This window comes from Rhodopseudomonas infernalis, from assembly GCF_022271405.1.
Lineage (GTDB): Bacteria > Pseudomonadota > Alphaproteobacteria > Rhizobiales > Xanthobacteraceae > Rhodopseudomonas > Rhodopseudomonas infernalis.
On the sequence record NZ_JAJNAL010000080.1, the window covers coordinates 1 to 6,019 of the forward strand.

Here is a 6,019-nt window from a genome sequence, read left to right on the forward strand (position 1 = left end):
GAGATCAACACCAGATGGATCACCGCGGCGAGGATCAGCGATAGAAACAACCGGTCGCCGCGCGTGGTCGGGATCCGCAGCACACCGACGCGCTCGACCTCGGGATAGGCCACCGCGAGCCAGGTCATGGTTCCGAGCGTGCCGGCGAGCGCCACGAAGAAGATCGCGGTCGGCCAAGTCCACGCCATCCAGGCGAAGGAGTCCATGATTACTCTCCCCTTCGATCGTTACGCGCGATGACGGCCTCTCCGTCATTGCGAGGAGCGCAGCGACGAAGCAATCCAGCTCCGAGCACTGCGCTCTGGATTGCTTCGCCGAGCCTGTCATCGGGCCGGCCGAAGGCCGGACCCGTTGGCTCGCAATGACGGGGGAAATGTGGGCGCAGCATCATGTCCCTCACACCCGGCCGAGCGCGAAGCCGCGCGCGATGTAGTTGCGGACGAACCAGATCACCAGCGCGCCCGGGATGATGGTCAGCACGCCGGCGGCGGCGAGCAGGCCCCAGTCCATGCCGGCGGCCGAGACCGTACGGGTCATCACCGCCGAGATCGGTTTGGCGTTGACCGAGGTCAGCGTCCGCGCCAGCAGCAGCTCGACCCACGAGAACATGAAGCAGAAGAACGCCGCGACGCCGATGCCCGAGGCGATCAGGGGCATCAGGATCTTCACGAAGAAGCGCGGAAACGAATAGCCGTCCAGGAACGCGGTTTCGTCGATCTCCTTCGGCACGCCGGAGACGAAGCCCTCGAGGATCCACACCGCCAGCGGCACGTTGAACAGACAATGCGCCAGCGCCACCGCCCACGGCGTGTCGAACAGGTTCAGCGCCGAATACAGATTGAAGAACGGCAGCGCATAGACCGCGGCCGGCGCCATGCGGTTCGACAGCAGCCAGAAGAACAGATGCTTGTCGCCGAGGAAGCGATAGCGCGAGAACGCATACGCAGCCGGCAGCGCGAACGAGATCGACAGCACGGTGTTGATGACGACGTATTGCAGCGAGTTGATGTAGCCCGAATACCAGCTCGGATCGGTGAAGATCGTCCGGTAGTTTTCCAGCGTCGGCTGGTGCGGCCACAGCGTCATCGTCGAGACGATCTCGCCATTGGTCTTGAAGCTCATGTTGACGAGCCAGTAGATCGGCAACATCAGGAACAGCAGATACAGCGCCATGACGATGCGGCGGCCGGGGATCGAATGCATCACATGCTCCCTTCGGCCGGCCGCCGCTCGGCGCCCGCATTGGTCATCACGGTGTAGAACACCCAGCACACGATGATGATGATCAGATTGTAGACGATCGACAGCGCCGCGGCCTTGCCGAGATCGAACTGGCCGAGCGCGATCTTGACGAGTTCGATCGAGATGAAGGTGGTCGAGTTGCCCGGACCGCCGCCGGTGACGACGAACGGCTCGGTGTAGATCATGAAGCTGTCCATGAAGCGCAGCAGCACGGCGATCAGCAGCACGCGGTGCATCTTCGGCAGCTGGATCGCCTTGAACACCGCCCAGCGCGACGCGCCGTCGATCTGCGCCGCCTGATAATACGCGTCCGGGATCGATTTGAGGCCCGCATAGCACAACAGCGCCACTAGGCTGGTCCAGTGCCAGACGTCCATCACCACCACGGTGGCCCAGGCGTCGAACTCGTTGGAGACGTAGTTGTAGTTGATGCCCAGATGATTGAGCGTGTAGCCCATCAGGCCGATGTCGGGGCGGCCGAAGATCTGCCAGATGGTGCCGACCACGTTCCACGGGATCAACAGCGGCAACGCCATCATCACCAGGCAGAACGCCACCGACCAGCCGTGCCGCGGCATCGCCAGCGCCACCACGATGCCGAGCGGCACCTCGATCGCCAGGATGATCGCCGAGAACGCCAGGTTGCGCCCCAGCGACGCGAAGAAGCGCCCGCCGAGATCGCTCGACGGATCGAGCAGTTCCTTGAACCAGCCGACGCCGTTCCAGAAGAACTGATTGTTGCCGAAGGTGTCCTGCATCGAATAGTTCACCACCGTCATCAACGGCAGGATCGCCGAGAACGCCACGATGGCGAACACCGGCAGCACCAGGAACCAGGCTTTCTGGTTGACGACCTTGTCCATCAGGCGACTTGCTCCAGTGCGCTGCCCTCGACGATCACGCTGTCGGCGTAGACGTGGATGCGCGACGGTTCGATCATCAGACCGGCCTCGTCGCCGCCCGGCGTGAATCCGTCCGGCACGCGCGCGGCGAACTTGGCATCACCGACGCGCACCGAGGCGAAGCGGATGCGGCCGAGATCGTCGATCCGCTCGATACGGCCCGACAGCACGCCCGGCGCCTTGGCGGTGAGGTGCACGAATTCGGGGCGGACGCCGATCTCGATCTTGGCGCCGGCGGGCAGATTGTCGTAGCCGCGCGCCAGCCGGATGGCGTGGCCGCCAACGATCGCGTCGCGACCCTTCACCTCGGCGGGCAGAATGTTCATGCCGGGCGAGCCGATGAAGTAGCCGACGAAGGTGTGGGCCGGCTTCTCGAACAATTCCTCCGGGGTGCCGCTTTGCACGACGCGGCCGTCATGCATCACCACCACCGTATCGGCGAAGGTCAACGCTTCGGTCTGGTCGTGGGTGACGTAGATCATCGTCAGATCCAGCGCGCGGTGCAGCGCCTTCAGCTTGGAGCGCAGTTCCCACTTCAGATGCGGGTCGATCACCGTCAGCGGCTCGTCGAACAGGATCGCGGCGACGTCGTTGCGGACGAGGCCGCGGCCGAGCGAGATCTTCTGCTTGGCGTCTGCGGTGAGCCGCGTCGCCTTGCGGTTGAGGTTCGGCGTCAGGTCCAGCAGGGCGGCGATCTCGGCGACGCGCTTGTCGATGTCCGGCTTGGCGACGCCGCGGTTCTTCAGCGGAAACGCCAGATTCTCCCGCACCGTCATGGTGTCGTAGATCACCGGAAACTGGAACACCTGGGCGATATTGCGCTCGCGGGTCGAGAGCTGCGTCACATCCTTGCCGTCGAACAGGATCTTGCCGTGCGACGGCGTGACGATGCCGGAGATCAGGTTGAGCAGCGTAGTCTTGCCGCAGCCGCTTGGGCCGAGCAGCGCATAGGCGCCCCCCTGCCGCCAGGTCATCGACACCGGCTTCAGCGCATAGGCGGCGGGCGGCAGGTTGTCGCCGACGAGGTAGGAGTGAGCCAGATCGACGAGATCGATGCGCGCCATCGGGCTGCCCCTCAGTTCGGCTTCGGCGCGGCGACGAGGCGGTCGGCCGCGTCGAACACGAACAGATTAGCGGGATCGAGAACGGCATCGAGCGTCTGGCCCGGCTCGAATTCGTGAATGCCGTGCAGCACCGCGACCCAATTGTCGTCGCCGCGCTTCAGGTGCACGAAGCTCTCCGAGCCGGTGATCTCGGTGATCGCCACCGTGGTCTGGAATGCGTGCCGATCCGGATCGGCGCGCTTCACTTCGATCTGATGGGCCCGGAAGCCGACCCGGTAGATGCCGTCGCCAAGCCCGGCGAACACGCCGGTGGCCGGCGCTTCGATGCCGCCCGAATAGTGCACCGTGCCGGCCTTCTTCTCGGCGCCGACGATGTTGAGCGGCGGATCGGAGAACACCTGCGCGACGCGCAGCGTGTCGGGCTTGCGATACACCATCGGGGTCGGCCCGACCTGCAGCGCCTGGCCTTCCCACATGCAGATGGTGCGGCCGCCGAGCAGCAGCGCTTCGGAAGGCTCGGTGGTCGCGTAGACGAAGATCGCGCCGGAGGCCTCAAAGATCTTCGGCAGCTCGGTGCGCAGCTCCTCGCGCAGCTTGTAGTCGAGATTGGCGAGCGGCTCGTCGAGCAGCACGAGGTCGGCGCCCTTGACCAGCGCGCGGGCGATCGCGGTGCGCTGCTGCTGGCCGCCGGACATCTGCAGCGGCGTGCGCTGCAGATACGGCTCGAGCTTCAGGAGCTTCGCCGCCTCCTGCACACGCCGCTCGATCTCGGCGCGCGGCTTGCCCTGCACGCGTAGCGGCGAGGCGATGTTCTCGTACACGGTCAGCGACGGGTAGTTGATGAATTGCTGATACACCATCGCCACCGAGCGGGTGCGGACGTCCGCGCCGGTCACGTCCTTGCCGTCGACCAGCACGCGGCCGGAGGTCGGCTTGTCGAGGCCGGCGAGCAGCCGCATGATCGAGGTCTTGCCGGAGAGCGTCGGCCCGAGCAGCACGCTGAGCGTGCCGCGCTCCAGCGTCAGCGACACGTCGCGGATCGCCGGCATGCCGTCGATCGTCCGGGTGACGTTTTCCAGGCTGACACTCATGCCCGGCCTCCCGCCTGTTGCTGGGATTTCTCGGCGGCGTCGTGACCAGCCATCCAGGCATCGAGCTCGGCGACCGCCGCAGGCGACAGCCGCAGTCCGAGCTTGGATCGCCGCCAGACGATGTCGTCCGCGCTGCAGGCCCATTCGCGCTTCATCAGATAGCGGACTTCGGCCTCCGTCAATGTGGCGCCGAAGTCGCGGCCGAGGTCGGCCATCGAGGTCGCGCCGCCGAGCAATTTGCGGGCCCGGGTGCCGTAGGCATGAACAAGGCGGTACGCATGGCCTTGCGCCAGGAACGGATAGTCCCGCGTCAGCTCTGCCACCAGCGCCGGTCCGCCGTCGACGGCGAAATCACCGCCCGGTAGCGGCTGCTGCGCGGTCCAGCCTTCCTTGGCCTGGGCGCCCTTCACGTAGGGCGCGAGCTTCTCCAGCGCCTCCTCGGACAGCCGCCGATAGGTGGTGATCTTGCCGCCATAGATCGACAGCAGCGGCGCGCCGCCGGGCGTGTCGAGCTCGAACACGTAGTCCCGCGTCGCCGCCTTGGCTTCGCTGGCGCCGTCGTCATACAGCGGCCGCACCCCGGAGAACGTCCACACCACGTCGGACGGCTTCACCGGCTTGGCGAAATAGCCGCTCACCGCGTCGCACAGATAGGCGATCTCCTCCGGCGTCGCTTTCACCTGCGACGGGTCGCCATGGTAATCGCGGTCGGTGGTGCCGATCAGCGTGAAATCGCCCTGATAGGGGATCGCGAACACGATCCGGCCGTCGGCATTCTGGAAGATGTAGGCGCGATCGTGCGCATACAGCTTCGGCACCACGATGTGCGACCCCTGCACCAGCCGCACCTTCGAGGTCGCGTTCACGCCGGAGCCGGACGCCAGCACGTTCTCGACCCACGGTCCGGCGGCATTGACCAGCGCGCGGGCCTGGATGGTGCTGCGCACGCAGCTGCGCATATCCTCGGTGGTGACGTGCCAGATGCCGTCGTGCTGGCGCACCTCGACCGCACGGGTGCGGGTACGGATCTCGGCGCCGCGCTCGGCGGCGTCGCGCGCCGTCAGCACCACCAGCCGCGCATCGTCGACGAAGCAATCGGAGTACTCGAAGCCCTTGGTGAAACGCCCCGGGATCAGCGGCTTGCCGACTTCGTCATGGGCGAGATCGACCGAGCGCGTCGGCGGCAGCAGCTTGCGGCCGCCGATGTAGTCGTAAAGGAAAAGCCCGAGCCGCAGCCGCCAGGCCGGCCGCAGGCCGGAATGATGCGGCAGCACGAAACGCAGCGGTCCGATGATGTGCGGCGCGATCTGCCACAGCCGCTCGCGCTCGATCAGCGCCTCGCGCACCAGCCGGAATTCGAAATATTCGAGATAGCGCAGCCCGCCATGGATCAGCTTGGTCGACCATGACGAGGTGCCGCTGGCGAGGTCGTTCATTTCACAGAGGAATACAGAATTGCCCCGGCCGGCCGCGTCGCGCGCGATGCCACAGCCGTTGATCCCGCCGCCGATGATCGCGAGATCGAAAATCTTCCCCACAGACGCTCCTCGCCACGCTTGCGAATTGCTGCACTGCAGCTTTCGCTTCTGTCGAATTTATTTCGAGACGAAATAAATCAGAATACAAAACGAAAGCAAGCGGCATATGACGGGTCATGCACGGCCACGACGCTGATTTGTGCAACCTATACTTGTAGATCATGGCACCTCGACGCAGACGC

General features: G+C 65.4%; 6 protein-coding genes. All 6 read right to left on the reverse strand.

The features are described from left to right. Positions 1-206 (reverse strand): DUF2160 domain-containing protein (locus LPW26_RS25260; protein WP_238738522.1); only part of this gene is annotated, 206 nt, incomplete at its 3' end. Positions 207-396: 190 nt separating this feature from the next. Beyond that, positions 397-1,203 carry a carbohydrate ABC transporter permease gene (locus tag LPW26_RS25265; protein WP_011159940.1) on the reverse strand — a complete coding sequence of 269 codons (807 nt, stop codon included), beginning with the start codon at positions 1,201-1,203 and terminating at the stop codon, positions 397-399. Further along, the gene (locus tag LPW26_RS25270) at positions 1,203-2,105 is read right to left on the reverse strand and encodes a carbohydrate ABC transporter permease (RefSeq protein WP_238738523.1); all 903 of its coding nucleotides are present in this window, start codon (positions 2,103-2,105) and stop codon (positions 1,203-1,205) included. The genes LPW26_RS25265 and LPW26_RS25270 overlap by 1 nt, the downstream gene beginning before the upstream one ends. Continuing rightward, positions 2,105-3,208 carry an ABC transporter ATP-binding protein gene (locus tag LPW26_RS25275; RefSeq protein WP_238738524.1) on the reverse strand — a complete coding sequence of 368 codons (1,104 nt, stop codon included), beginning with the start codon at positions 3,206-3,208 and terminating at the stop codon, positions 2,105-2,107. Before LPW26_RS25275 ends, LPW26_RS25270 begins: the two co-directional genes overlap by 1 nt. A gap of 11 nt (positions 3,209-3,219) precedes the next feature. Beyond that, positions 3,220-4,299 (reverse strand): ABC transporter ATP-binding protein, encoded by a 1,080-nt coding sequence (locus LPW26_RS25280; RefSeq protein WP_238738525.1) that lies wholly within the window; start codon positions 4,297-4,299, stop codon positions 3,220-3,222. Beyond that, positions 4,296-5,837 (reverse strand): glycerol-3-phosphate dehydrogenase, encoded by a 1,542-nt coding sequence (gene glpD / locus LPW26_RS25285; protein ID WP_238738526.1) that lies wholly within the window; start codon positions 5,835-5,837, stop codon positions 4,296-4,298. Before glpD ends, LPW26_RS25280 begins: the two co-directional genes overlap by 4 nt. Positions 5,838-6,019 lie beyond the last annotated feature (182 nt).